The organism is Pseudoalteromonas sp. MelDa3 (assembly GCF_002863625.1).
GTDB classification, from domain to species: domain Bacteria; phylum Pseudomonadota; class Gammaproteobacteria; order Enterobacterales; family Alteromonadaceae; genus Pseudoalteromonas; species Pseudoalteromonas arctica.
Genome location: NZ_PJBR01000042.1, coordinates 1 through 24,989, shown reverse-complemented (window position 1 = coordinate 24,989; position 24,989 = coordinate 1). Strand labels below are relative to the sequence as shown.

The following is a 24,989-nucleotide window of genomic DNA, read 5'->3' as shown; positions in this document are numbered from 1 at the left end:
GCTCATCAACAGCACCTGCAAGGAGGCTGCTACCGATAAAGTCATTAAAACGAGAAATGACAATGGCAAACTTTTTGCCAGGAGCGTACTTACTACCTTCAATAATTTTCATTTGATAACCCTAAAAATAAGTTCAAGCGGTTGCGATTGCGCAAAAATTGCTGCGCATCATACCATAAAAATAAAATAATAGCCTAGTTTAAGCGTGATGCTTATTGTGGCTCAACATAATCAACAACTTCTAAATGAAAGCCCGAAAGTGCATGGTACTTTTTAGGGCGACTCATTAATCGCATTTGTTTAATTCCAAGATCTGCAAGTATTTGCGAACCTACGCCAACAGTACGAGAGGTACCTTTGAATTTACGTGGCGTAACGCTTTCGCCAGCATCAGCTGCTGCAAATGCTTTCACAGTTGCCTCTAACTCTTCAGTGCTTTCTTGCTTACCTAAAATAACTAAAGCACCTTCATTTTTAGCGATATAAGCCATTGCTTCTGAAAGGCCCCAACTACGGTCAGCACTTCTATCTGAAAGTAGGATATCGTTAAAGGTACTTTGCAAATGTACACGTACATTTGTCGGTTCTTGCTCTTTTATATCGCCTTTAAGCAATACGTAATGTAATTGGCCGTCAATTGTGTCTTTGTAAGTAACTAAATCAAATTCACCGTGAATAGTTGGTAACTTACATTTTGCAACTTGCTCAATTGTTGTTTCATTTAAGTTACGGTATTCGATTAAATCAGCAATAGTACCAATTTTAATATCATGCTCTTTCGCAAAAACTTCTAAATCAGGGCGACGCGCCATGGTGCCATCGGCATTAAGTATTTCAACAATAACAGATGATGCTTCAAGCCCAGCTAAACGCGCTAAATCACAGCCAGCCTCAGTATGTCCTGCGCGAGTTAATACGCCGCCAGGTTGTGCCATAATTGGAAAAATATGACCAGGCTGAACAATATCACTTGGTACTGCGCCTTTAGCTATAGCCGCTTGCACTGTACGCGCTCTATCTGCTGCTGAAATACCTGTAGTAACACCCTTTGATGCTTCTATCGACATTGTAAAGTTAGTCGAAAATGCAGCACCATTATTTTTAACCATTAAAGGTAAATCAAGTTGCTCACAACGCTCTTGCGTCATAGTTAAACAAATTAAGCCACGGCCATGAGTGGCCATAAAATTAATAGCCTCTGCGCTAATATGCTCTGCGGCGATAATTAAATCACCTTCATTTTCTCTATCTTCATCATCCATTAAAATAACCATTTTACCGGCTTTAATGTCGTCTATGATTTCTTGTGCGCTGTGTAAATTCATAAATTTGCTCGTATAAGTTATCTGTTTCGTTATTTAATAAAACCCGCTTTAGCGAGTAAGCTCATCGAAATATCAGAGCCCGTTGGTTGCTCTGCACCTTTTATAAGGCGCTCTAAATAACGTGCAATTTGATCGACTTCTAAATTAACTTGAGTGCCTACTTTAAAGTGAGCAATTGTGGTTTGCTCACTCGTATGTGGGACAATTGTTAATTTGAATTTATTACCTTCTACAGCGTTTACTGTCAGGCTTATACCATCAATACATACCGAACCTTTGTACGGGATGTATTTCATTAAATTTTCTTCGGTTGTAAGCCAATATTCTGTTGCTCGAGCGTTTGCTGTAATGCTTGTAATAGTTGCTATGCCATCAACATGGCCAGATACTAAATGACCGCCTAAACGCGAAACAGGTTGCATGGCTTTTTCAAGATTCACCGTTTGCCCTAAAGCATAGTGAGCAAAACCGGTTAAACCAATCGTCTCGTTAGATAAATCAGCACTAAAACCGTCAATATGTTTATCAACTACGGTTAAGCAAACGCCATTGGTTGCAATGCTGTCGCCTAGCTTTACGTCTTCCATATCAAGGTCAGCACTTTGGATACGAATGGCTAAGTCGCCTTGTTTTTTTTGTAATAAAGCAATTTTGCCTGTGGCTTCTATTATCCCAGTAAACATAGCGCTACTCTTTTTATTAAGTGATTTTAATGAGTTTTTAACGCGGTGATACGTAAATCGTCACCAATGCGCGCACATTCATTAAATGTTAAATCAACGGTGTTTTGCATACTCGTCAATTCAGGAAAATTAACTAAACTTTTTGCATCATGGCCCATTAATTTAGGCGCCAAATAAAAAACAAACTCGTCAACTAAATCAAGCTCTGTCATTTTACCAGCAAGTGTTGCTCCGCTCTCAAGCCAAACATTATTAAACTGCAGTTGCCCAAGCTTTTCTAAAACAGCCTGTAAATCAACTTTGCCGTTACTTTCACTTACTTCAATATGCTTTACAAAATGCGGCCATTGCAGTGATTTATCAACCTTAGTCGTAAATATTATTACATCACTTTGGATTTTAAATAAAGCAAGGTTGGGCGTTAAACGATTCTGTGAATCAATTATAACACGCACGGGCTGGCGAAGCGGTAAATCGGTAGGTAGCGTGCAAGGCAACTCGCTTAGTCGCACATTAAGTTTAGCATCGTCTACTAACACGGTATCGGCACCGGTTAAAATAGCGCAGCTTTGCGCTCGATATAATTGTACGTCTTGGCGAGCAGCGGGACTTGTGATCCACTTACTTTGCCCATTTTTAAGCGCTGTTTTACCATCTATGCTTGCTGCCATTTTACAGGTCACATAAGGTAAGCCTTGTTCCATTCGCTTAAAAAAGCCAACGTTAAGTGCGCGAGATTGTGATTCAAGTAATCCATAAGCAACTTCAATACCGGCATCGCTCAGTATTTTAAGGCCTTTGCCTGCAACTTGTGGGTTTGTATCAACCATAGCGGCGATTACTTTTACAACGCCCGCCTTTTTTAAGCCTTCAGCACACGGTGGCGTACGCCCATAATGACTACACGGTTCAAGCGTTACATAAGCCGTTGCACCTTTTGCATTATTGCCAGCTATTGCCAGTGCATTTACTTCAGCATGGCCTTGACCTGCTAATTGATGAAAACCCTCACCAATTATTTGATTATTTTTAACTAATACACAGCCAACATTAGGATTAGGCGTGGTAGTAAACCGGCCTTTTTTGGCAAGCTCTATGGCGCGTGCCATATACATTTCATCATGTTCGGTAAAAGGAACTTGGTTCAGCATTTATTATACCAATTGCGTTAAATAAGTGGTCTATTATAGCGCTAAGAAAATAGCGCAATAACAAGGCGAAAATTATGACATATAGTTGTTCTATATGAATAATTTTTAACGCAGTGAGTGCGCTATTTAATGCGATAGAATGATCATGTTTTTAATAAAATTGGTATTACTCCCCTAAGCGGGCAATTTCTTCGCCAAATTCGCGTATATCTTCAAACGAGCGATAAACAGAGGCAAATCTTACGTACGCTACTTTATCGAGCTTTTTGAGGGCTTCCATAATGCATTCACCCACCAAATGGCTTGAAATTTCTCGCTCACCCGTTGCGCGTAGTTGCGATTTTATTATATTCACTACTTCGTCTACTTGCTCTGTGCTAACTGGGCGTTTTTCGAGTGCGCGATTCAAGCCATTTAAAAGTTTATCTTCGTTAAATGGTTCGCGGCTGCCGTCTTGTTTAATAACACGAGGCATAACCAGTTCAGCGCCTTCAAATGTAGTAAAGCGCTCGTGGCAGTCGTTACACTCACGACGCCTGCGAACTTGATGGCCTCCGCCAACAAGGCGTGAGTCAATAACTTTAGTATCTTTTGCGGTACAAAATGGACAATGCATAGCTCGGTACTTCCGTTTTAAAACAAAAAAGACCGCTAAATAGCGGTCTTTTATCTTAGCAAAAAAAATAGGGCCTGTTGACCTTTCAGGATTAAATTTGTTCTATCTAGGGGTGATTTAATCGCGGCTCGAGATTTGTAACCTAGTGGGCTAAGTAAAAATCGAGCAACAAAGAGTAAATCGCCCCTAGAACGAACCCGAGGGCAGTGCATGTTTGGCATTTATGCTGCGTTATCGCCTATTTGTGTGGAGTAACCACACTACATAGACTCTGCCTTGCTTAAAAGCCAAACATACTACTGCAAATTAAACCTCGAAAGATAAACAGGCCCCTAGCTTATGTGCTCTAAATTACTGCCGCTTATGCAATTAAGCGTAAACAGGTAATTTTGCACAAATTGCTTTTACTTTTTCTTTAACTTGCGCCTGTACAGATTCATCAGTGATGTTATCTAGTACGTCACAAATCCAGCCAGCAAGCTCTTTTGATTCTACTTCAGTAAAACCACGGCGAGTAATTGCAGGAGAACCAATACGCAAACCAGATGTTACAAATGGTGAGCGTGGATCGTTCGGTACTGAATTTTTATTTACTGTGATGTTAGCGTTGCCTAGGGCTGCGTCTGCATCTTTACCAGTGATATCTTTATCGATTAAATCAAGTAAAAATAAGTGGTTTTCAGTTTTGTCAGAAACGATTTTGTAGCCGCGCTCTTGCATTACAGCAACCATTGCTTTTGCGTTTTTAACAACTTGTGTTTGATATACTTTAAACTCTGGTTGAAGTGCTTCTTTAAATGCCACTGCTTTTGCTGCAATAACATGACATAAAGGACCGCCTTGGCCACCAGGGAAAACAGCGCTGTTAAGCTTTTTGTAGATTGCTTCGTCGCCACATGCAGAAATAATCAAACCACCACGAGGGCCTGCAAGTGTTTTATGCGTAGTTGTAGTTACAACGTGTGCATGAGGAACAGGGCTTGGGTAAACGCCTGCCGCAATTAAACCCGCAACGTGAGCCATGTCAACAAACAGATAAGCACCGATTTTGTCAGCAATTTCACGGAATTTAGCCCAATCAACAATACCAGAGTACGCTGAGAAACCACCAATAATCATTTTTGGTTTGTGCTCAAGTGCTAGTGCTTCAACTTGTGCGTAATCAATTTCGCCCGTTGCTTCATCTAGTCCGTATTGGATTGCATTGTAAAGCTTACCAGAGAAACTTACGTGAGAACCGTGAGTTAAGTGACCACCATGAGCTAAGCTCATACCTAATACAGTATCGCCAGCGTCTAATAATGCTAGAAAAACAGCAGCATTAGCTTGCGAACCAGCATGTGGCTGCACGTTAGCGTAGTCAGAACCAAATAATTCGTTAGCACGGTCAATTGCTAATTGCTCAACAACATCTACATGCTCACAACCGCCATAATAACGTTTGCCTGGGTAACCTTCTGCGTATTTGTTTGTAAGCTGTGAACCCTGCGCTTCTAGTACGCGTGGGCTACAGTAGTTTTCTGAAGCGATTAGTTCGATATGCTCTTCTTGGCGAGCAGTTTCTTTGGTTATCGCGTCAAATAACTCTGGATCAAAATCCGAAATATTCATGCTACGTTCTAACATTGGGGTCTCCTAGGGCAACGTGTATGGTGTTTTTTAGAGGCTTTATTGTACGCTTTAAACGACTCTTTGCCTACGCTCTTAAGTTGAGGATATTTAAACAGGGATTGAAACTATTTCACAGCTCTTTTAAGATGATATTTTTTTATAAAGCCATAATAATTTTAAATGAATTATATTTACTACATTTAATTAGTAAATATAACTAAGTGTATTCATCCGTATAAAGTTATAAAAAAAGCGGCTCAAGCCGCTTTTCCTTTTAATTTAACTTAGCCTAATTTAGCGAGCATTTCGGTACGTAACGCGTCGTAATCGGCGTTCATATCGCTTGCTAGGCATGGTTTTGCTAGTGCATCAGCAAGTGGTTTTGGCATACCTAATTCAATATTTAGAATACCCTCTACGCTTTCTTTAAACTTAGCAGGATGAGCTGTCGCTAAAAAGATACCCGCTGCACCAGGTGCACGATTTTCAACAAGACCTTGGTAAGCAATAGCAGTATGAGGCTCTGCAACATAGCCAGTTTGTTGAATTTTTTTCATCACGGCTTGCGTGTCTTGCTCGTTTACGCTTGTTGAATAAAAATTATCGTAGCTAAACCAGTTATTATCTAACATTGTTTGTACACGCGGCCAATTGTTTGGCTTACTTACATCCATCGCATTTGAAAGCGACTCAAGTGTTGCATTTGGCGTCCAGTTTTTATCAAGCATAAAGCGCGGCACAGTATCGTTTTGGTTTGTTGTTGCGCTTAATTTACCTACAGGTAAACCAATAACCGCACCAATCATTGCGGCACACACATTACCAAAGTTACCACTAGGCACTGATATATGCGCTGTTGCGCGTTTTTCTTTCGGTAACTGTGCAATAGCTTCAAAGTAGTAACAAACCTGAGCAACTAAACGGCTAATATTAATTGAGTTAGCTGAGTTAAGCCCAAGTGTTGATTTAACTTCTTCATCTAAAAAGGCATTTTTAACTAGCTCTTGGCAATCATCAAAGCTGCCCTCAACTGCATAACAATGAATATTGTTACCTAGCGTAGTGAATAACTTTTGCTGAGCAAGTGAAATTTTGTCTTTAGGGTATAAAATTACTACGTCGATATTTGGTTTATTGTAAAAAGCATGCGCTACAGCTGCACCGGTATCGCCCGATGTTGCTGTTAAAATAGTTACTTTTTCATCTTTATTAAACTGCGTTAAACACTCTGCCATAAAGCGACCACCAAAGTCTTTAAACGCAAGTGTAGGACCATGAAACAGCTCTAAACAGTATGTGTTATCTTGTACTTCCACCAGCTTAACGGGAAAGTTAAATGCATTTTTAACCATTTGTGCCACAGTATCGCTTGGTAGCTCATCTCCAATTAGGTGAGATAATATTTTGCCGCTGCGCGTAACAAAGTCCATATCCAGCAATGCATCAACATCGGACAGTGGGGCTAGTGATTCTGGAAAAAATACACCTTGGTTACGACCCAAACCTGTTTTTACGGCTTCAACGAACGACACTTTTTGTGAGTTATCTTTTAAATTATGTAATTGCATGACTACCTATCCTATAAAACTGTTAGTTGACGCGTGCCGTCGTTATCTAATTTACAAATGTGGCAAAAGCCTTGCTCGTTAATGTAATTGGTTTCTAACCACTGCGCGCATTGCTGTGCAGCTTCAAGTGTTTTACATACGCTAAACAAGGTAGGTCCTGCGCCCGAAATACTGACTATTTCAGCGCCCAGCGCTGGCAGGCTTGCTTTGGCTTCACTAAAACCTTTAATAAGCGGTGCCCGGTAAGGTTCTGCTATTTCATCTTTCATTATGCTTAGCGCATCGTCAAAACGATTAGTTAACAATAAGCTACTAAACGCCGATAAACGCTGAGCAAACTCAACACTTGCATGCATGCTCAACTCTTTTGGTAAAACAGAGCGCGCTTTTGCGGTATTAAGCGAAAAACCAGGAAACGCAGCAACGTAGTACCAGTTTTCATCAACAGGCAGTGCAATTGATTTATCAGGAATTAAATCACCAGTTAACTGCAAACCACCTAAATAACATGGCGTGATGTTGTCGTAATGACGACCGCCGCTTACTACTGCTTCAAAGTCAGCCATCAGTTCAATAAGCTCAACCTGACTTAAATTAGTTTTTGCAAACTTATCAAGGGCAGCAAAAGTAGCCACAACCGAACACGCACTAGAACCAAGTCCAGATCCAATTGGTAAGTTCTTTTTAAGCTCGAGCTTTACGCTTGGCATATTAGGCGCAACATGCGCTCTAAAATGCACTAAGCACTGGTACGCTAAATTTTCATTAGCATCACTTGGTAACTTGCGAGCGTACTCGCCTGTGCAAATAAATTCGTCGCTTGGTGCTGCACTTACAACGGCTACATCGCCTAATAAACTGCCATCAATTGGCGCAAGCGCTGCGCCAAGTGCATCAAAACCTACAGCAAAATTACCAATAGACGCCGGAGCATATACTTCAATCATAACGATCTCCTAGCGCGATAACGTTTTTAAAATATCAGCAAATACACCTGCGGCTGTTACTTCTGAGCCAGCGCCATAACCACGAATTACGAACGGACGTGGCTGGTAATATTGGCTTAAAATAGCCAGCGCGTTTTCACCATCACGAATGACACTAAGTGCATGTTTGGCATCTACTGCTTCAATACCTACTTTACAGTGGCCTTCTTTAATTGTGCCTACATAGCGAAGTACTTTGCCTTCACTAGCAGCACTTTGAATAAGCTTGTTAAAATCAGCATCTAAGCTTGGTAGTTTTGCCATAAACTCATCAACGCTATCGCCCTGTGCAAAACCTGGTGGTAATACAGACTCAACTTCAATATCGCTCAACTCTAATTTCATACCGGCTTCGCGAGCAATGATCAATAACTTACGTGCTACATCGGTACCCGATAAATCATCACGAGGATCGGGCTCAGTAAAACCGCTTTCTTTGGCTTTAATAGTTGCCTCAGAAAGTGATAAACCATCTTGAAGTGCGCCAAACATATACGAAAGTGAGCCTGATAAAATACCGCTAAACTCTAATAACTCATCACCTGCACCAAATAATGACTGTAAGTTGTCGATTACTGGTAAGCCTGCACCTACGTTTGTTTCGTATAAAAATTTACGATTATTCTTTTGCGTTGCTGCAATTAAATCTTGGTAATACGTGTATGAGCTTGTTGTTGCTTTTTTATTGGCAGCAACCACATGAAAACCTGCATTTAAAAAGTCTACATACTGCGCAGCAAGTGCATCCGACGACGTACAATCAACAAGTACAGGATTTACTAAATGATTTTGCTTAACAAACTGCTCTACTAGTTTTAAATCAAATGCCTGCTCAGATGAGGCCAATTTTTGCTGCCAATCGCCAAAAGCAATACCTTCACTATCTAGGTGTAATTGACGAGAGTTAGCAACACCATACAAGTTAAGTTTAATATTACGTTTTTCAAGCCACGCTTGCTGACGCTCAAGCTGATTAATAAGCTCTTGCCCTACTAAGCCACAACCTAGTAAAAAAACATCAATTGACGGTACATGCGTGAAAAAGTTTTCATGGCATATTTTTACGGCGTCGTTACATAACTCACCATCAATTACCGCAGAGATAGCGCTTTCAGTAGAATCCTGTGCAATTGCCACAATATTTACTTGAGCTTGTGCAAGAGATGCAAAAAACTTAGCCGCTAAGCCACGGTGCGCGCGCATGTTATCGCCCACTAAAGTAACAATGGCTAGATTGCGCTGCACTTGTACAGGCTCAATAAGCCCTGCTTGTAACTCAAGCTCAAATGCAGTTTGTAGCGCGTCAAGTGCAAGTGCTAAGTCTGTTTCGTGCACACAAAAGCTAATGCTAAACTCGCATGATGACTGAGTGATTAATACAATTGATACGTTGTCGTGAGCAAGCGCGTTAAATACCTTAGACGCCATACCTACTTTGCCCTTCATGCCTGGCCCTGAAACAGTCAACATTGCAAGTTCTTGTAAGCTCGAAAGTGCTTTTACTGGCTCATCTGATGAATAATCGTTACCAATTAATGAGCCTTGTGCATCTGGGTTATGCGTATTTTTTATTTCGCATGGCACGCCTGCTTTAGCACATGGTAAAATTGTTTTAGGGTGAAGTACTTTTGCACCAAAGTAAGAAAGCTCCATCGCTTCTTTATAAGATAAAAAATCTACTTTAGTCGCTTTTTTAATATAACGAGGATCAGCGCTATATACGCCATCAACGTCAGTCCAAATTTGGCAAATTTCAGCTTCTAAACATGCTGCTGCAATTGCTGCTGAGTAGTCTGAGCCATTACGACCAAGCGTTGTAAGCTCACCTTTATCATTACTAGCTGTAAAACCAGGCATGATATAGATAGTTGCAGGGCTTTCTTTAAGCACAGCTTGAAAGCGCGCTTTACTTGTTACTAAATCAGCCTCGGCGTCGATATAACCACCCGTTGAAGCAATACAGCTGGTTGCTTCTAAGTATCTTGCATCGTGCGAATTCAATAAAGCCTGCATTAAAGAAACACTAACGCGCTCTCCAAAGCTAATTACAAATGCGCGAACTTGATCAGGGCAACATTGTATAAGTGATACGCCATCTAGTTTATTTTTAAGTTCGCCTAAGTCTGGCCAACTTGTAACTACTACACCACTTTTTTCAACGTCAGCTTTCAAACCTTCACAGCGGCTAACTAATGCTTGCCATTGCTGCGAAAAGTCAGAGCCTTGTTCTGCAGCACTTGCAAGTGCAACTAGCGAATCGGTCATTCCACCTGGAGCAGAAAGTACCAAAAGCATTTCATCTTTTAATTGTGCTTTAACTAGCTGAGCTACCTGTTGTAAGCATGCATAGTCGGCAAGCGAAGACCCACCAAATTTTAAAACTCGCATTGTTTATGTTCCTCATCCCATAAAACGAAAAAAGGCCTGTGTTCTAAGTGAACACAGGCCTTTAAATTTGTTGCACCGACCTATGCCACTATCCAGTAAGAATGATGGTTGTAATAATAATGGTCAGTACGCGATTAATTGTTTTCATATGTTAAGACTGCCTTAACAAAGGCTATGCTGTCAACCCTAAATTAAAAGATAAAACAGCCTTTTTTAACATGAAAAAACCTAATGAATGCCAAATTTATGCAATATTTCGTTTAAGTTAGATTTATTGATAGGTTTATCGATGAAGTCTATTGCGCCAAGTTGTGCGACTCGTTGCTTCATTTTCTCTTGTATATCGGCAGAAATAACTAAAACAAAGCACTCTATTTTTTCTATTTTTATAGTCTCGAGTACTTGTATACCATCAACTTCGGGCATGGTGAGATCTAAGCACAATAAATCAAAGCTTTGTGCTCGTAAAAGTTCTAGAGCGTGCGCTCCATTTGTAGCTTGTTGTATTTGAGCGTCTATACATTCATTTAAACACCGCACGACTTGTTTACGGGCAACTGCAGAATCGTCACAGACTAATATCGAAAATTTCATCATGTTTACTACTACACAACCATCAAAGTTATTAAAAGGTTATTAAACTAATGCCTTCCATTGCATTTTAGACACTTTAACACGCCTCCAAGCACTCAGCGCATTAATAATTTAATACAATGATAAATATAGAATAAATCCGTTTAAGATATAATTAACCAAAGCAAATACTAATTAAGCCTACAATACATAACAGATAACGAATTTATTAATTTATACCTTGGTTTAAATACTTTGATACTACACGCTCACTTTTTGTGATTTATCTTATTAAATTTTAACTTTTTTATTTATTTTTAGAGGTTTATTGACTAACTTTTAAATTACTATCGTAACGTTACAAAAATAATAAAGGATGAACAAGTCACTCATGTTACAAAAAAGTCTTTCTAAGAAGCTACTGACTAGCGTTTTATCCGTCTATTTTTTGCTTACCTTTGTAGTGACCTGTGGACAAGTGCTTGCTGAATACGTCAATACTAAAGACTATATTCGCGATGAACTTAGTACCTTACAAAAAACCTTTAGTCGCAGCTTAACACGTGCAATTTGGGAGCTTAATACCAAGCAAACAATTACAACAGCAGAAGGTTTACTCGCCATTCCCATGATTGAAGGGATTATTGTTCGAGACGACAGCGGCGAAATTATTTCACAGCTAGGGCGATCTCTTGATATACACAAGCTATATAACCAACAGTTAGTACAAGAAGAGGTTATTTTAGAAGACGCAAAATCGGGTTTATTTGGTTATACCTTTCCACTTATTTTTGAATTTTCAGGTCGTGCTACTCAAGTTGGTGACGTTACCTTATTCTCAAGTCGAGAAGTTGTTTTTAGCCGCATTATGGTATCAATCTACTTTTTGATTGGTAATGCGATGATTAAAACCACCTTTTTGATCATCTTATTTTTAATGGCATTTAGAAAACTTCTTACAGACCCTTTAGCAGAACTCACTGAGCAACTAGAAAATTTAGAGCTAGACGAGCTAGAAGGTCAACATATAGAAATAGAAACAGAAGAACATAATGAACTAAAAGTGATGGAGCAGTCATTTAACAAACTAATAGATAAAGTGGTTCAGTATAGAAAAGAGCTTGAACACACCCAAAAAGAACTCATTATAAGTAACGAAAAGCTTGATCAACACAACATACAACTTGAACAAGACGTAGCCCGTAAAACATCCAACTTAAGCCAAGCAATGATGGATTTACAGCAGCAAAAATACGAACTCGAAAAGCAAAAAATTGTCCTCACCGAAGAAGTAGACTTACGACGCAGCACAGAGCAAGAGTTAATTACAAAGCAAACTGAATCTCAGCGCTATATAGAAGAGTTAAGCCTTGCACAGGAACGTTTACTAGGCACAGAAAAAATGGCTGCGCTAGGCGGACTTGTAGCAGGTATTACACACGATATAAATACCCCTATTGGGATAGGTGTAACGGCTATATCATTTTTACAAGAACGCTTAAATAAACTCGAAAATGCTTATACCGAAAAAACACTTTCGCCAAAAGCACTAGAAGAATTCATTAACGAAGCAAAGCAAAGCACAAGCTTACTAACCACTAACTTAGATAGAGCTTCGGAGCTTATAGCTAGCTTTAAACAAATAGCGGTCGATCAAGCCAGTGAAGCAGTAAGAACCATTAACTTTAAAGATTACACTAACGAAGTAATACGCTCACTGCACCCAAAACTAAAAAAGACATCCCATACTATAAAATTAGAATGTCCTGATGATTTAGTTTTAAATCTACCTGCAGGGGCTATAAGCCAAATTTTTACTAACCTAATTATGAACTCACTTATTCATGGCTTTGAAGGTAAAAGCAACGGTGTAATGGATATTAAAATAAGCGCTGATGACACTAACTTAACTATTGATTACAAAGATGACGGTAACGGTGTTACCAACGAGCAATTAAAAAAATTATTTGACCCATTTTTTACTACCAAACGCGATGAAGGCGGTAGCGGATTAGGCACCCATATAATGCTTAATTTGGTCAAGCAAACCCTTAGTGGCTCTATTGATGCAACGAGTGAACCGGGCAAAGGTCTGCGTTACTATATTCAATTTCCGAAGAACATGGCTAAGCCACTGCCTATTTTTGATAAATATGAATAAATAAAAGTATATGCATTAAATTATTAGTAACAAATCAGTCATTTCGAGATGCTGTTTTTATTGCTATGATTGTACAAATTTTTCAAATGGATCAATTCCCCTATGTGGTTTAGTAACCTTATTTGTTACCGCTTTAAGCAAGACGTTTCATATACTCAAGAAGACTTTGATAAAGCATTAGAGCAAGATTTATTTCGCCCATGTACTGGTCAAGAGCTTGCAACATTTGGTTGGACAAAAGCGTTTGGAAAACATGGCGATACGCTATCGCATTTTTCTCAAAAAAGTATTCTAGTTTGCGCTAAACGCGAAGAAAAAGTACTCCCTGCTTCTGTTATTAATGAACTAGTTGCTGAGAAAGTTGATCTGATAGAAGCTGAAGAAAACCGCCCAGTTAAAAAGAAAGAAAAAGACGAATTAAAAGAAAACATTCTTCATACTCTTCTACCTCAAGCGTTTAAAAAGTCGAGCTTACAATTTGCCTTTATTGACCAAGAAAACGGTTGGGTTGTTGTAAATAGTGGCAGCTTTAATAAAGCAGAAGAGCTACTAGCACTACTTCGTAAATCGTTGGGAACGCTTCCGGTTGTACCTGCGTTTGCTAACTACGACCTAGATGTATTTTTAACTGATTGGTTAACTAACTTTAGTACACCAGAAGGTTTTGCTATTGGCTCAGACGCTGAACTTGAAGAAGCAGACGACAGCGGCGCACAAGTAAAGCTTAAAGGTCATGATCTATCGTGTGATGAAGTTAAATCGCATTTAGAAAGTGGTAAACGCGTAACTAAACTTGCACTTGATTGGCAAGAGCGTCTTAAGTTTATGCTGCAAAACGATGGCTCTATCAAACGTTTAAGCTACTCTGAAACTCTAAAAGAAGAAAACGCAGATATTCCTAAAGAAGATATGGCTTTAAAACTTGATGCTGACTTTATTTTAGCTTCTGAAGAAATAAAGCAATTACTTGAAGAGCTAACTGCAGGTTTAGGTGACGTTGAAGATTTAGAAAAAGCGTAAATACCATAGTGCCTACCTGCATAAATATTTAAGCAATTTAATGAATTAAATAGCATATGTAAGTAGGTTGGTATAACAGATAAAAATCCGATAGCAGTTTACTGCTATCGGATTTTTTTATGAAATTTAGAAGCACTTATTTATATCTAAACCGCGAACAGTATTTAGCTAACGATCGACGTATTAAAACCTAAGGTAATCATCTTTTAAGTAGGAGAATACAGCATGGTTCAGAGGTAAGTTATGTAGAGTGATATGAGATTATCTATATACGCTTCAAGCTGGACTGCACAAAAGCTGAAATTTTTGATTTTAATTAAAACCATTAACTTACTTTGTGCAGATAACTTATTTTAGCTTTTAGCGTCTTCAACTTTAGGTTGGCGATATATTTTTATAATGTGATATAAATTTACAAGCGACAATAAGCCGTTGGTAAAAATAACAGGCACTGCGCCAATGGCAACACCGTATGCAGTAAATACAATACAACCAAACATGTTGTACCAACGCAGTTTTACTACATCTGTCATTGTTAACGATGCAACCAATAAAGCTGATGCAATATAACCTAAATATTCCCAACTCAATTGTTCTCTCCTAGCCTTTAGGTTAGCATTACATGTACTGCTATCTTATGGCACTTGTAAGTATTGCAAAGTTACAACAAAATAAAAAAGCTAACCTGCTTAAAAAACCTGAAAAAGTTTGCCGGGAAATACCAGCAAATTCTTAAATCATTACACGGGAAATGAAGGTAAAATAATACTCTTAGCAAAGCTAATAATATTAGTAGCAAGTTAGCGTAAATTCTTAGTGTCTTAATGCTATCGTCATTAAGATGTAATAAATAGGACAAATGTCCGAAGAGCACATTGATGTTTCAATACCATTTTTCTAGTTACCTTGTTGATCAGCTTTTAACCTTTGCCGGTAGTAGCTATCAACAATCAAAAAAAGAAGTTCTGATCCATCAAGATCAGCCTTTAAGCAAGCTTGTGCTTGTACGCAGTGGCACTGTGTCGTTTAGTTACGACGTAGGTAATGGACGACGCCTGCTGTTAGGACAATTGGATTGTAACAACACCCTTATTGGTGAAATAGAAGCGCTAAATAATAATCCGTGTATATATACGGTAACGTGCTTTAGCGATGTCACTTATAACCTTATTGAATTAAGGCATTGGCGTGCTCTACTGCTTGAAAAACCAGAACTAAGCTTATACACAGCACAAACTATTGCGGCTAAGTTTCAGGAAAACCAAAAAATCAATTTAGATAAGTTATTACTACCACTTAGCTATAACATAGCTAAAGATTGCTTACTAAGGGCCGAGAACAACAACCCTACGCTACTTAGAGCCTACCCAACTGTAAATGCTGAAGCCGAACGTTTTGCTACCACTGAGCGAGCTTACAGACGTGTTGTTACAGAACTCGTAGAAAAAGGCTTGGTACTTAGAAGTAACGATGGCTTGCAAGCAGTCGATATACCAAAACTAAGTGAATACGTAGATAGCTTTGCTCAGCTTTAAAATAAAAAAAGGCCTTAACGGCCTTTTTTTATTTATGCAAATTACTAATTACTTCTCTAGCAAAATGTCATGAATTTTCGCAAGATCAGATTTACCAGCAATAATTTCATCCGGTGTTAAACCCGATAGTTCATGCGGAAACACTAACCACTCTTCAGATTCATGAATATAATAATCTGGAACAGTGTCTACTTTTGAGTTTTTTGGCTTGTAGTACGGGCATGCAATACGAATATCACGTGGCAAGTTTAAGCGCATAAGCTCTGAAAGCTTTTCTTTTAATGCAACAATACTACGACCTGAGTCAAATACATCATCAACAATTAATAATGAATCACCTGCATTTGCGTTCTCTACAATGTAATGTAAGCCGTGTACTTTAATTTCTTTCGACTGTTTACCAATACCGTAATAAGACGATGTACGTACTGCAATGTGATCAGTCTCAATGCCTTTGTAATCGTAATATTCTTGAACAGCAATACCGATCGGTGCACCACCTCGCCAAATACCAATAATAAAATCAGGACGAAAGCCATCTTGGTATACTTGTGCCGCTACGCGGAACGAATCTTCAAGCAGCTGTTGAGCTGTGATGTAGCACTTATCTGACATAATTAGAAACCCCAGTGGTGGATATAAGATTTGAGCGCAGCTTAGAGTTAAGCAAAAATTAAACTCAAACAGGTATTGGCGACTGATTTTACCGTAAATGAAATAAAATTGCTTGCCTGTAAATTAAAAAATAGGCACCCAAGGGTGCCTATTTTTAGCGTAAAAAGCGTAATTTAGTAAATATTATGCTTTTTCTTGTAAAGTACGAGCAACTGTACGCATACCTTGAGTTGTTGCACCCGCTGCCCATTGACTTGTACTGCCCATGTTAAATGCAGCCGCTAAATCTATGTGTACCCAGCCTTTGCCATCGTTTGGCACAAAGCGTGATAAAAAGCCTGCAGCATTCGATGCACCGCCATAACCGCCACCTTTTTGTGCACGGCTATTCGCCGTATCAGCATAAGGAGATGGGCAGTTTTGTTGATGCCATTTTTCAAGAGGAAGTGGCCAAGCAGCTTCCATTTCTTGAGATGCAAAACTCTCAACTTCACGTACAAGTTCTTTATCAAGTGCAAATAATGCATTGTACTCTTGGCCAACAGCAACAAGCGCTGCACCAGTTAGTGTTGCTGCATCAATAATAAGTGGAGCGCCAGTCTCACCTGCGGCCATTAAGCCATCTGCAAGTACTAAGCGACCTTCAGCATCGGTGTTTACAATTTCAACTGTCGTGCCATTTTTATAAGTAAGAATGTCACCTAATTTGTATGCATGACCCGAAATTAAGTTCTCAGCACAACATAAAAACAGTTTAATACGTTTTTCAATACCACGGTTAATAGCCAATGCTAAACCTGCAGTTACTGTTGCAGCACCGCCCATGTCGCACTTCATACCAAGCATACCTTCGCTTGATTTGATTGAGTAACCACCTGAGTCAAACGTAATACCTTTACCTACAAGCGCTGCACTTACTGGTGCATTTTCGTCGCCTGTTGGGTTGTAATCAAGCTCAAGCAATACTGGCGGGCGAACACTACCGCGACCAACAGCATGAATACCAATCCACTGTTGTTCTAGTAACGCATCACCTTTAATAATTTGGTAACTTACATGCTCAGGCGCTAATGATTGAATAAACTCAGCCGCTTTTTCAGCAAGGCTTTCTGGGTAAATGTCATCGGCAGTCCCGTTAACCATTTCACGTGCCCAAATTGCTGACGTTTTTAAGTGAGCAAGTTCTTTAATATCTGATTGTGCGTTATCAACAAACTCAACACCATTTAACGATTTTGGTGTTACAAAGCCTTGATAAAAAGCCCACTGGCTTTCTGTACACCAAGCATCACCTGCTAATTCAACGTTTTTAATACCTTGGATTGCAATAGTACGACCAGCTTTTTGAACATTTTTCAATGTTTCTTGCTCAGACAAATGAACAGTTGCACCGCGCTCATTAAAAGACAATGACGCATTATCGCCCCAATGACTCGCTGCTGCTTGTTCGCTTAGTTGAACAACAAATTTTTCACTCATGTTAGAATACCCTTGCACTTAAATGTGCCACCGAGTTTACTATAGAGCGCTTAAGTTCCCAACAGCTTGAGGTAAATAACATAAACCACACTGCTGTGCAGTATTTACGCTTTGGAAGTTATCATGAAGTACACGCCAACTCTGCAACCTGCCACCTTATTAAAACGCTACAAACGCTTTTTAGCTGATTTGCAATTAAGTGATGGCAGTGAATTTACCGCCCACTGTGCTAATACAGGTAAAATGACGGGATGCGCAGAGCCGGGTTTTGCTGCTTTTTATTCAACAAGCGATAACGCAAAACGAAAATACCCGCATTCATTAGAGCTTACGCAAAATAACTTATCGCAGCTTATTTGTGTAAATACAGCAGTGGCTAATAAAGTAGTAGAAGAAGCAATAAACAATAATGTAATAAGCGAGCTACTCGACTACAGTCAATTGCAAAGCGAAGTAAAGTACGGCAGCGAAAACAGCAGAATCGACTTTTTACTCACAGACGAAAATAAGCCTGATTGCTACGTAGAAGTTAAATCAGTCACATTATTAAGCGAGGATGCACCACAAAGCGGGCAAGGCTACTTTCCTGATGCGCAAACACTGCGCGGACAAAAACATATTCGCGAACTAATAGAAATGATCGAACAAGGCCACCGAGCAGTATTACTGTTCGCTGTTTTGCATGAAGGAATAAATACAGTAAGTGCAGCTGCGCATATTGATAAAAAATACGCCACGCTATTAAGCCAAGCAATAATAGCCGGCGTTGAAGTATTAGCATACAAGGCCACAATTTCTGCTAATGAAGTTTTACTTCATAAAAAAATAGTATTTGCACAATAGTGTATTAAACCAAGGGATTGAACTAAGCGTAATTTGCAAAATAAGCAAAGTACTCAAATTAAAAAAAGTTATACAAAGTGAATTATAAAAATTAACTTGTTTTTAAAGCTTTTGCCCACATAACAAGGCAAGTTTTAGAAAGCGAATATGTGAATTAATTAAAAGTGTAAATAGACTATTAATACACTTTTTACTCAGTAAGCATGGTTGAAGCTAATTCGATTAATTAAAAATAAATTTGCCTAGGATATAAGATTCTGTTATTTATACCGCCGGCTAATGCTGAGGCATTAAATTAAGGATTTAGGAGAGAGTTATGCCAGACCAAAAGAAACATGGTTTATTGGCTCAAGCCGGTTTAGAACCATACCAAGAAAAACCAGGCGAAGAGTACATGAATGATGCACAACGTGCTCATTTTAGAGCGATTTTAGAAACTTGGCGTAATGATTTACGTAACGAAGTTGATCGTACTAAATCACACATGCAAGACGAAGCTGCTAACTTTCCTGACCCAGTTGACCGCGCTGCACAAGAAGAAGAGTTCTCTTTAGAACTTCGTACTCGTGACCGCGAACGTAAATTAATCAAAAAAATTGAAAAAACAATTAATTTGATTAAAGAAGATGATTTTGGCTTTTGTGAGTCTTGTGGCATCGAAATTGGCATACGTCGCTTAGAAGCACGTCCTACTGCCGATTTATGCGTAGACTGCAAAACACTTGCAGAAATCAAAGAAAAGCAATCTGGACGCGGCTAATTAATACTTATTAATTAGTTATGTCTCCTACAGCCGTTACTGCGCCTATGCGTAAATATCGCGGTCGTTTTGCACCGTCTCCTTCTGGGCCATTACATTTTGGCTCACTTGTAGCGGCTGTGGGTAGCTATCTAGATGCAAAAGCTAATCAAGGAAAATGGTTAGTTCGTATAGAAGACATTGACACTACGCGCGTAGTTAAAAACGCCGACTCCGATATTCTTAATACCTTACATGCCTACGCCCTTCACTGGGACGAACCTGTTGTATATCAAACGCAGCGTCTGCCTTTATACCAAGATATTACTCACTCACTTTTAAAACAAAACCTTGTTTATGGTTGCACCTGTACTCGCAAACAAATAAAAGCCATTGGCGGTATTTATCAGGGGCATTGCCAAACACTTAATCATAATACTCAATCCGGTGCGCTTCGCTTAGTTCAGCAACATCCAACGACTCAATTTAATGATTTAATTCAAGGTGATATAACGGTAAATAGCGCCCTTTCCCATGAAGATTACTTAATTAAACGCAGCGATGACTTATTTGCATATCAACTTGTTGTGGTCGTCGATGATATTGATCAAGGGATTAATCGAATTGTAAGAGGTGCTGATTTAATTGAGCCAACCGCTCGGCAAATTAGTTTATTTAAACAACTCGATAGCCCTGTGCCTGAATTTGCTCATTTACCTTTAGCGGTTGCCAAGCCTGGTTTCAAATTGTCTAAACAAAATTATGCTCCTGCCATTAGCAAACAAAATCCAAAGCCTGCTTTAGTTAGTGCATTTGAATTTTTAGGATTGCCTGTTATAGCTGATTTAATCGATTTAAATATTGAACAATTAATCGCTTGGGGAATTAAAAACTTTAGCTTAAAACAGGTACCACAAGTATCCGAAATACAAATTTCTCAGCATCCACGTAGTCAGAAAGTCCAATTTACACATTTAAGTAAATAAAATAGCTAAAAACGGCTTAATTTCAACACATCAACTTAATTTTTAAACCCTGCTGGTATATGATAGCCGCCTAAATATATGCTAATTACGTCAAACAGCTTGTACTGGGTTATAACCGCCCCTTTTGCTGTAACTTTTGATTGCGATGCAGAGTCAATCACACCTTCTAGGAGACAGACTATTATTTCCAAGCTTTTTCAATTTTGCCGACAAATAATCGGCCCGAATACAAGTGCCGAAAGCGCTTCTGTAAGCAGTGAACCTATTGTTGTCACTCGTGGTGAGCATGGTATTTCTCGCAAACAATTTAGCCCAAATGCAATCAAAGTATTATACCGCTTAAAAGACGGTGGCTACGATGCCTACCTTGTTGGTGGTTGTATTCGCGATATATTGTTAGGCCAACAGCCAAAAGATTTTGACGTAGTTACTAATGCCACGCCAGATCAAGTAAAAAAACTATTTAGAAACTGTCGCCTTATTGGTCGTCGCTTTCGTTTAGCACATATTGTATTTGGCCGTGAAATTATTGAAGTGGCGACTATGCGTGGCCACCACGAAGCGCAAGAAGACAAAAATCAAATAAGCCAATCAAGCGATGAAGGCCAATTACTACGTGACAACGTATTTGGCAGTATTGAAGAAGATGCAGAACGCCGCGACTTTTCAATCAATGCACTTTATTACTCAATCAAAGATTTTAGTATTCACGATTACGCCAACGGCTTAGCGGCAATTAAAGCTAAACAAATTGAGCTAATCGGCGACCCTGAAACGCGTTACCGCGAAGACCCTGTTCGTATGTTACGTGCAGTTCGCTTTGCTACTAAACTTGATATGAGCATTGCGCCTAAAAGTGAAAAACCAATTAGCGAGCTTGCAAGTTTGCTTGATAACATTCCGCCGGCACGTTTATTTGAAGAAATTCTTAAGCTGTTTTTAAATGGCAAGGCCGAAGCTAACTTTTTAATGCTGCGTAAATACGGCTTATTCCGCTCACTGTTTCCTGAGCTTGATAAAATCTTAGATAAAAATCCAAGTGGCTTAGAACACACGCTTATTCAGCAAATGTTTCAAAATACCGACAAACGTATTAATGCAGATAAAAAAGTAACACCAGCGTTTATTTTTGCCGCACTACTTTGGTTCCCGCTGCTTGAACGTACTAAAAAGATTCAAAGCCAAGAGCAACTTGCAGAATACGATGCTTTCGCACAAGCAATGAATAAAGTATTAAGCGATAACTCACAACACATTGCGGTTCCTAAACGCTTTACTTTAGGTGCTCGCGATATTTGGCATATTCAGCACCGTTTGGATAAACGTGCAGGCCAACGTGCTTACAGACTAACGCAGCAACCTCGCTTTAAAGCCGCCTACGACTTTTTACTCTTACGCGTAGATGCAGGCGAAACACAGCATACTGAGCTTGCCCAGTGGTGGACACAATACTTAAGCCAAGATATAAACGGCCAAAAAGAGATGGTTAAAAACTTAGGTCACCAAGGTGGTCCTAAGCCGCGAAAGCGCCGTCGACCTACTAAAAAGCCAGCTGAGTAATAACATGCACTGTGTTTATTTGGGTTTAGGTGCCAACCTAAACTCACCAAAAGAGCAGCTTGATAACGCGGTAATCGCGCTTAAAAAGCTGCCTAATTGTGAATTTATAAACGTATCGCATTACTATGCAAGTAAGCCTATGGGCCCACAAGATCAACCAGACTATATCAATGCAGTAGCGTGCATTAAAACGACCCTTGAGCCAGAGCAATTACTTGATTTAACGCAACGTATTGAACTTGAGCATGGTCGAGTAAGAAAGGCTGAGCGTTGGGGTCCACGCACTCTTGATATAGATACTCTATTATTTGATGATCAAATTATAAATACGGTGCGCTTAACTGTGCCTCATTATGGTTTGAATAATCGCGAGTTTGTGGTTTATCCACTATTAGAGCTTGCACCTGAACTTATTTTACCAAGCGGCATTGCATTAAAAACCATTGCAAATAATTTACCGCTCAACGACTTACAACAATTACCTCTGTAATTAACCTAGGCTTTTGCCTGCGAGGATATTATGTCTAAAATAACCGTTTCTACTTTAAATAAAATGAAAGCAGAAAATAACAAAATTACTGCATTAACAGCCTACGACGCTAGTTTTGCAAAGTTATTTCATGATAACGGCGTTGAAGTTATTTTAGTGGGCGACTCTTTGGGCATGGTACTACAAGGCGGCGATGACACCCTTGGCGTAACCAATCAAGATATTGCATATCATACCCGCTGTGTACGCGCTGGTAGCCGCGAATTATTTGTAATTGCTGACTTACCTTTTATGACCTACTCAAGCGTAAGTGATACTTGTAAAAATGCAGCTGAGCTTATGCGCGCTGGCGCAAACATGATTAAACTTGAAGGCGGAGAGTGGCTTTACGAGAGCATTAAAACGCTTACTCAACAAGGTATTCCAGTTTGTGGGCATTTAGGCCTTACACCTCAGTCAGTACATGTATTTGGTGGCTTTAAAATACAAGGTCGCGAAGAAGACAAAGCACAAAAAATGATTGATGACGCAAAAGCACTAGAAGCTGCTGGCGCGCAATTATTAGTACTTGAGTGTATTCCAAGTGCACTGGCAAAACGCATTACAGACGCCCTAAGCATCCCAACTATTGGTATTGGTGCGGGCAGTTTAACTGACGGCCAAATACTGGTAATGCATGACCTTGTTGGTATTTCAGCAGGTTACATTCCTAAATTTTCTAAAAACTTTTTGCTCGAAACAGGCAATATGCCTGCAGCCGTTCAAAAGTATTGTACAGACGTTAAAAATGGCGCGTTTCCAAGCGCTGAACACGAGTTTAAATAATGCAGTCAATTACTGAAATCAGATCGTTACGTAGTCAAATTAAAGCATGGCGCCAAGCGGGTCTTAGCGTGGCACTTGTGCCAACGATGGGCAACTTGCACCGTGGGCATTTTTCGCTAGTAGAAAAAGCAAAAAACTTAGCCGATAAAGTCGTTGTGAGTATTTTTGTTAACCCAATGCAATTTGGTGCTAACGAAGATTTAGATAACTATCCTCGTACACTAAACGAAGATAAACAAGGCCTTGCAGAACTAGGCACTGATATTGTATTTACCCCAAGTGTAGAGACAATTTATCCAAATGGACTTGGCGCACAGAGCTTTGTAGATGTGCCTGATATTTCATTAGGTTACTGTGGTGGCTCACGCCCTGGTCACTTTAGAGGTGTTGCCACGGTAGTTACAAAATTATTTAACCTTGTACAACCCGATTACGCCTGCTTTGGTGAAAAAGATTTTCAGCAACTGCAAGTAATTAAAACCATGGCGCGCGACCTATCAATTCCGGTCGAAGTTATTGGTGTACCTACAATGCGAGAAGTTTCGGGCCTTGCTATGAGCTCGCGTAATGGTTACTTATCTGATGAGCAAAAAGCGACTGCAACCATATTATTTAAAGCACTTAATACATGCGCTGAGCAACTTAAAAGCGGCGAAAGAGACTTCGTAAAACTTGAAAGCTTAGCTAAACAGAGCTTAGAGCAAGCTGGCCTAAAGCCAGACTATTTTGAGATTGCTCAACGAGATACATTAAAAACTGCTACAATCGAAGATACTCAATTTGTTATTTTAGCCGCAGCCTATTTTGGTGGTGTTAGATTGATCGACAATATTCAAGTCGAAATTTAATATTATTGCGACTCCATTTTAAGGATAAGAAGCATGTACACTTTAATAAAAACAAGCGTAGTCGCCCTTACTTTTGCACTATTAGTAGGTTGCCAAAACCAAGTTGAAAACCCTGAAATGAATCAGTGTGCTCAACAAAATTACCAATGCGAAAGTACATGTGAACAGCAAACGACTGCTGAGGGCTTAAAGCAACAAGTATGCTCTGGAAAATGTGTTGAGAGCTATAATCAATGTAAAGCACAAGCCGAAAAATTAGGTAATATTTAATTCCTAAAAGTTTTTAGTTTTAGGCACAAAAAAACCGCTTAATGAGCGGTTTTTTATTGCCTATGGTTTATTAGTTTAAACCAAGCTTTTTAAGTTCTGTTTTTACTAGCTTTGCAGAAAGTGGTACATAACCATCTTTTTCTACAATTTGCTGACCATCTTTTGAAAGTACCATTCTTAAAAATTGTTCTTCCATAGGTGATAGTGGCTTATTCGGGTGTTTATTCACATAAACATATAAAAAGCGCGATAGCGGGTATTTACCTTGCGCAACGTTATCAAGTGTTGCATCAACAAAGTTATCGCCTTTTTTAGCAAGCGGTACTGTACGTACGCCTGATGTTTTATAGCCAATACCAGAGTAACCAATTGCATTTAATGAAGATGAAATTGACTGTACTACCGATGCAGAACCCGGTTGCTCATTTACGTTATTACGGAAATCACCTTTACACAGTGCTTTCTTTTTAAAGTAGCCATACGTACCTGACACTGAGTTGCGTCCGTAAAGTTGCACATCTTTAGCTGCCCAATCACCTGTTAGGCCGACATCGCTCCAACGATTAACTTGCTCTGGTGCGCCACATTTACGAGTAGATGAAAAAATAGCATCTACTTGGTCAATACGAAGACCTTCAATTGGGTTATCTTTATGTACAAATACAGCAAGTGCATCAATAGCTACGCGAACTTCTGTTGGCTTATAACCGTAACGTT

24 protein-coding genes and 1 pseudogene are annotated in these 24,989 nt (G+C 39.4%); 11 read left to right on the top strand and 14 right to left on the bottom strand.

The window, feature by feature from the left end:
* The 10 genes and pseudogenes from ribH to CXF89_RS10235 all read right to left on the bottom strand — a co-directional run.
* Positions 1 to 112: pseudogene (ribH, locus tag CXF89_RS10285) on the bottom strand (6,7-dimethyl-8-ribityllumazine synthase); the annotation flags it as partial.
* Positions 113 to 212: 100 nt separating this feature from the next.
* Entirely contained in the window at positions 213 to 1,325 is a 1,113-nt protein-coding gene (gene ribBA, locus CXF89_RS10280) for a bifunctional 3,4-dihydroxy-2-butanone-4-phosphate synthase/GTP cyclohydrolase II (protein WP_121954529.1), read from the bottom strand.
* 29 nt (positions 1,326 to 1,354) lie between these two features.
* Positions 1,355 to 2,008: a riboflavin synthase gene (locus tag CXF89_RS10275; protein WP_007587137.1), complete on the bottom strand. Its 654-nt coding sequence runs from the start codon at positions 2,006 to 2,008 to the stop codon at positions 1,355 to 1,357.
* 26 nt (positions 2,009 to 2,034) lie between these two features.
* The gene (gene ribD, locus CXF89_RS10270) at positions 2,035 to 3,159 is read right to left on the bottom strand and encodes a bifunctional diaminohydroxyphosphoribosylaminopyrimidine deaminase/5-amino-6-(5-phosphoribosylamino)uracil reductase RibD (RefSeq protein ID WP_121954528.1); all 1,125 of its coding nucleotides are present in this window, start codon (positions 3,157 to 3,159) and stop codon (positions 2,035 to 2,037) included.
* A gap of 166 nt (positions 3,160 to 3,325) precedes the next feature.
* Positions 3,326 to 3,775, bottom strand: a complete 450-nt coding sequence (gene nrdR, locus CXF89_RS10265; RefSeq protein WP_002961761.1) for a transcriptional regulator NrdR — start codon at positions 3,773 to 3,775, stop codon at positions 3,326 to 3,328.
* A gap of 369 nt (positions 3,776 to 4,144) precedes the next feature.
* Positions 4,145 to 5,401, bottom strand: a complete 1,257-nt coding sequence (glyA, locus tag CXF89_RS10255; RefSeq protein WP_024593690.1) for a serine hydroxymethyltransferase — start codon at positions 5,399 to 5,401, stop codon at positions 4,145 to 4,147.
* Between the two features lie 269 nt (positions 5,402 to 5,670).
* Complete coding sequence (gene thrC, locus CXF89_RS10250) at positions 5,671 to 6,954, bottom strand: threonine synthase (RefSeq protein ID WP_121954527.1); 1,284 nt, start codon at positions 6,952 to 6,954, stop codon at positions 5,671 to 5,673.
* Positions 6,955 to 6,965: 11 nt separating this feature from the next.
* Entirely contained in the window at positions 6,966 to 7,901 is a 936-nt protein-coding gene (gene thrB / locus CXF89_RS10245) for a homoserine kinase (protein ID WP_121954526.1), read from the bottom strand.
* A 9-nt stretch (positions 7,902 to 7,910) separates the two neighbouring features.
* Positions 7,911 to 10,328, bottom strand: coding sequence for a bifunctional aspartate kinase/homoserine dehydrogenase I (gene thrA, locus CXF89_RS10240; protein ID WP_121954525.1), 2,418 nt, complete (start codon positions 10,326 to 10,328; stop codon positions 7,911 to 7,913).
* A 228-nt stretch (positions 10,329 to 10,556) separates the two neighbouring features.
* Complete coding sequence (locus CXF89_RS10235) at positions 10,557 to 10,925, bottom strand: response regulator (protein WP_024589756.1); 369 nt, start codon at positions 10,923 to 10,925, stop codon at positions 10,557 to 10,559.
* 367 nt (positions 10,926 to 11,292) lie between these two features.
* On the opposite strand from CXF89_RS10235, the gene CXF89_RS10230 reads away from it, so the two are divergent.
* Entirely contained in the window at positions 11,293 to 13,062 is a 1,770-nt protein-coding gene (locus tag CXF89_RS10230) for a sensor histidine kinase (RefSeq protein WP_010554589.1), read from the top strand.
* 102 nt (positions 13,063 to 13,164) lie between these two features.
* Complete coding sequence (gene rdgC, locus CXF89_RS10225) at positions 13,165 to 14,082, top strand: recombination-associated protein RdgC (protein ID WP_007587156.1); 918 nt, start codon at positions 13,165 to 13,167, stop codon at positions 14,080 to 14,082.
* A gap of 353 nt (positions 14,083 to 14,435) precedes the next feature.
* Here the strand turns inward: rdgC and CXF89_RS10220 are convergent, their stop codons facing one another.
* Positions 14,436 to 14,672: a YgjV family protein gene (locus tag CXF89_RS10220; RefSeq protein WP_002962663.1), complete on the bottom strand. Its 237-nt coding sequence runs from the start codon at positions 14,670 to 14,672 to the stop codon at positions 14,436 to 14,438.
* Between the two features lie 288 nt (positions 14,673 to 14,960).
* On the opposite strand from CXF89_RS10220, the gene CXF89_RS10215 reads away from it, so the two are divergent.
* Positions 14,961 to 15,617 (top strand): Crp/Fnr family transcriptional regulator, encoded by a 657-nt coding sequence (locus CXF89_RS10215; RefSeq protein WP_002962665.1) that lies wholly within the window; start codon positions 14,961 to 14,963, stop codon positions 15,615 to 15,617.
* Positions 15,618 to 15,665: 48 nt separating this feature from the next.
* On the opposite strand, the gene CXF89_RS10210 is transcribed toward CXF89_RS10215, so the two are convergent.
* Both CXF89_RS10210 and pepB read right to left on the bottom strand, forming a co-directional pair.
* The gene (locus CXF89_RS10210) at positions 15,666 to 16,232 is read right to left on the bottom strand and encodes a phosphoribosyltransferase (protein ID WP_007377478.1); all 567 of its coding nucleotides are present in this window, start codon (positions 16,230 to 16,232) and stop codon (positions 15,666 to 15,668) included.
* A gap of 183 nt (positions 16,233 to 16,415) precedes the next feature.
* Positions 16,416 to 17,711 carry an aminopeptidase PepB gene (gene pepB, locus CXF89_RS10205; RefSeq protein ID WP_024589754.1) on the bottom strand — a complete coding sequence of 432 codons (1,296 nt, stop codon included), beginning with the start codon at positions 17,709 to 17,711 and terminating at the stop codon, positions 16,416 to 16,418.
* A gap of 123 nt (positions 17,712 to 17,834) precedes the next feature.
* Here pepB and sfsA point away from each other — a divergent pair, with 123 nt between their 5' ends.
* From sfsA to CXF89_RS10165, 8 genes are all read left to right on the top strand, one after another.
* Positions 17,835 to 18,554: a DNA/RNA nuclease SfsA gene (gene sfsA, locus CXF89_RS10200; protein WP_007587160.1), complete on the top strand. Its 720-nt coding sequence runs from the start codon at positions 17,835 to 17,837 to the stop codon at positions 18,552 to 18,554.
* 316 nt (positions 18,555 to 18,870) lie between these two features.
* The gene (gene dksA, locus CXF89_RS10195; protein ID WP_002962671.1) at positions 18,871 to 19,314 is read left to right on the top strand and encodes an RNA polymerase-binding protein DksA; all 444 of its coding nucleotides are present in this window, start codon (positions 18,871 to 18,873) and stop codon (positions 19,312 to 19,314) included.
* A 20-nt stretch (positions 19,315 to 19,334) separates the two neighbouring features.
* Positions 19,335 to 20,279 carry a tRNA glutamyl-Q(34) synthetase GluQRS gene (gene gluQRS / locus CXF89_RS10190; RefSeq protein WP_121954524.1) on the top strand — a complete coding sequence of 315 codons (945 nt, stop codon included), beginning with the start codon at positions 19,335 to 19,337 and terminating at the stop codon, positions 20,277 to 20,279.
* Between the two features lie 78 nt (positions 20,280 to 20,357).
* Positions 20,358 to 21,839, top strand: a complete 1,482-nt coding sequence (pcnB, locus tag CXF89_RS10185; RefSeq protein ID WP_257983197.1) for a polynucleotide adenylyltransferase PcnB — start codon at positions 20,358 to 20,360, stop codon at positions 21,837 to 21,839.
* Between the two features lie 4 nt (positions 21,840 to 21,843).
* Positions 21,844 to 22,329 carry a 2-amino-4-hydroxy-6-hydroxymethyldihydropteridine diphosphokinase gene (folK, locus tag CXF89_RS10180; protein ID WP_007587165.1) on the top strand — a complete coding sequence of 162 codons (486 nt, stop codon included), beginning with the start codon at positions 21,844 to 21,846 and terminating at the stop codon, positions 22,327 to 22,329.
* Positions 22,330 to 22,359: 30 nt separating this feature from the next.
* On the top strand, positions 22,360 to 23,154 hold the full coding sequence (panB, locus tag CXF89_RS10175) for a 3-methyl-2-oxobutanoate hydroxymethyltransferase (protein WP_007587166.1): 795 nt from the start codon (positions 22,360 to 22,362) through the stop codon (positions 23,152 to 23,154).
* The gene (gene panC, locus CXF89_RS10170) at positions 23,154 to 24,002 is read left to right on the top strand and encodes a pantoate--beta-alanine ligase (RefSeq protein ID WP_121954523.1); all 849 of its coding nucleotides are present in this window, start codon (positions 23,154 to 23,156) and stop codon (positions 24,000 to 24,002) included. The genes panB and panC overlap by 1 nt, the downstream gene beginning before the upstream one ends.
* A 33-nt stretch (positions 24,003 to 24,035) precedes the next feature.
* The gene (locus CXF89_RS10165) at positions 24,036 to 24,272 is read left to right on the top strand and encodes a hypothetical protein (RefSeq protein ID WP_121954522.1); all 237 of its coding nucleotides are present in this window, start codon (positions 24,036 to 24,038) and stop codon (positions 24,270 to 24,272) included.
* A 70-nt stretch (positions 24,273 to 24,342) separates the two neighbouring features.
* On the opposite strand, the gene CXF89_RS10160 is transcribed toward CXF89_RS10165, so the two are convergent.
* Positions 24,343 to 24,989: PstS family phosphate ABC transporter substrate-binding protein (locus tag CXF89_RS10160; RefSeq protein ID WP_121954521.1), on the bottom strand; the 647-nt coding region annotated here is incomplete at its 5' end.